Origin of the sequence: Streptomyces sp. NPDC059900, from assembly GCF_050270335.1 — a bacterium.
Classification (GTDB): domain Bacteria; phylum Actinomycetota; class Actinomycetes; order Streptomycetales; family Streptomycetaceae; genus Streptomyces.
Map to the genome: position 1 here is coordinate 1 of NZ_JBNNJZ010000977.1, position 1,883 is coordinate 1,883.

The following is a 1,883-nucleotide window of genomic DNA, read 5'->3' on the forward strand; positions in this document are numbered from 1 at the left end:
CTGTACGGCAGGTCGGAGCTAGCGGGGGATTACGTCATCACCCGCGAGGCATGGGCGCCGCACCGCATGCAGGACGCCGACAGCCTCGTCTCCGTCACCTTCAAGGACGGCGTGAGCGCGGACGACGGCAAGGCGGCCGTATCCGCGATCGCGCAGAAGTACGGCAATCCGGATGTGCAGACCCGCGGCGAGTACGCGCAGTCCGCGGCGGGCGGCATCGACATGATGCTGACCCTCGTCTACGCCCTGCTGGCGCTCGCCGTCCTGATCGCGCTGCTGGGCATCGCCAACACGCTGACCCTCGCGATCCACGAACGGACCCGCGAGCTCGGCCTGCTGCGTGCCGTCGGCCAGACCAGGGCGCAGCTGCGGGCCATGGTCCGCTGGGAGTCGGTGCTCGTGGCCGCGTTCGGCACGGCCGGCGGCCTCGCGCTCGGCGGCTTCCTCGGCTGGGTGCTCGTCAAGGCCTCTGACGGCGCGACGAGCAGTGCCTTCGCGTTCGCGGTGCCACCCGTGCAGCTGGCGGTGGTCGTCCTGGTGGGCCTGGCGGCGGGAGCCCTCGCGGGTCTGCGTCCGGCACGGCGGGCCGCACGCCTGGACGTGCTGCGTGCCATCGCCACCGAGTGACGTAGGACGCGGCGACAGACGCGGCGACAGAGGACACCCGGTCGGCGGAGCCCGGCGGCCTTCGCCTTCCGGAGCCCGGCGCCGCGCGCCCTGCGGGGCCTGTCACCGCCCGGTCAGCCGACAACGGCCGACCGGGCGGGAGCATGTCCGGGCGCGTGCCCGTCGGTGAGCGGCCCGGCATCCAGGTCCGCGAAGGGATCGGATGCGGTCACGCCGTACGCCGGATACGTGGACGGCATGGCGACGGCGGACGTAGGGGCCGGAAGGGTGAACCAGACGACTTTGCCCGAGTCGCCGCGGGGCCGTACGCCCCAGCTCTCGCTGACGGCCGCGACCATGGCGAGCCCGCGGCCGCACGTCTCGAAGGGCTCGGCGTCGCGTACCTCGGGCAGCCGCGGATCGTGGTCGTGCACGGAGACGGTGAGGCGGTCGAGCAGCAGCTCGATCTCCACGGTGCACACCTTGTCCGGCTGTGCGTGCCGGTGCACGTTGGTCAGGAGCTCGGTCACACCGAGCGCGGCCTGGTCTATCAAGGGATCGAGATGCCAGTAGCGCAACTGCGCCGATACGATTCTGCGGACCTGGCCGATCCGCGACGGCAGGGCCTGAAGCTCCACCGTGCAATACCTGCTTGGCTGGCTGATCACGGTTGCGACTCCCCGAATTGCGTCCGGAAGAAGGCGACGATCGGATTCAGCAGCGGCCGCGGGGTCTGCCGGCTGCTGTTGGTGCCGGCGGGCTGGTTCGCAGCGTCATCGCCGATGAACCCAGAGTGATGTGACACCAGAGTGACTCAGGGGGCGCAGGCATGCAACTCGCACCGCGCCCCGGGAGTGCCCTGGTCTCTCAGGCGCGTGCCCTGTGGCCTCCGGCCCTGCGAACCGCGTCGATGAACTTGCCTACCGTGGGCGGCCCCGACTTGCCGGGCGCCGGCTCGTGCTCGGCGAGGGTGAGCCGGTAGCGGGTACCGTTCAGCTCGGCAAGGGCGCGGTCGTCGGAGGCGAACCACGGCTTTCCGGCCCGCACCGTCTGGACCGGCGCGCTGTCGATCTCCCGGCCGTAACTCGTCAGGAGTTCGAACCTGCCGTCGGTGATGCGGATTTGACCGGCCCGGGTGAGAGAGCGCAGCCGACGTCCGATGCGCACGCCCGTGGCCGTGAAATCCGGCTCCGCCATGACGTTCCGCCCCCTTGAGCGATTCGGTTGGTCGTTCCGTACGAGACCGCAGTCCCGTGCGGTGCAGTCTGCACGCACAG

General features: G+C 70.8%; 3 protein-coding genes. 1 reads left to right on the forward strand and 2 read right to left on the reverse strand.

The genetic code is table 11. From position 1 onward, the window contains the following. On the forward strand, positions 1–627 hold a 627-nt coding region (locus ACQKIP_RS46370; RefSeq protein WP_427745759.1), incomplete at its 5' end, for an FtsX-like permease family protein. 113 nt (positions 628–740) lie between these two features. Here the strand turns inward: ACQKIP_RS46370 and ACQKIP_RS46375 are convergent. Then, on the reverse strand, positions 741–1,274 hold the full coding sequence (locus ACQKIP_RS46375) for an ATP-binding protein (RefSeq protein WP_365859794.1): 534 nt from the start codon (positions 1,272–1,274) through the stop codon (positions 741–743). A 199-nt stretch (positions 1,275–1,473) separates the two neighbouring features. After that, the gene (locus tag ACQKIP_RS46380; RefSeq protein WP_365859793.1) at positions 1,474–1,803 is read right to left on the reverse strand and encodes a hypothetical protein; all 330 of its coding nucleotides are present in this window, start codon (positions 1,801–1,803) and stop codon (positions 1,474–1,476) included. Between the last annotated feature and the right edge of the window lie 80 nt (positions 1,804–1,883).

Bases quoted from the DNA above. Each gene is read 5' to 3' on its own strand.
- ACQKIP_RS46380 (WP_365859793.1), bottom strand. From the start codon at position 1,803: ATGGCGGAGCCGGATTTCACGGCCACGGGCGTGCGCATCGGACGTCGG.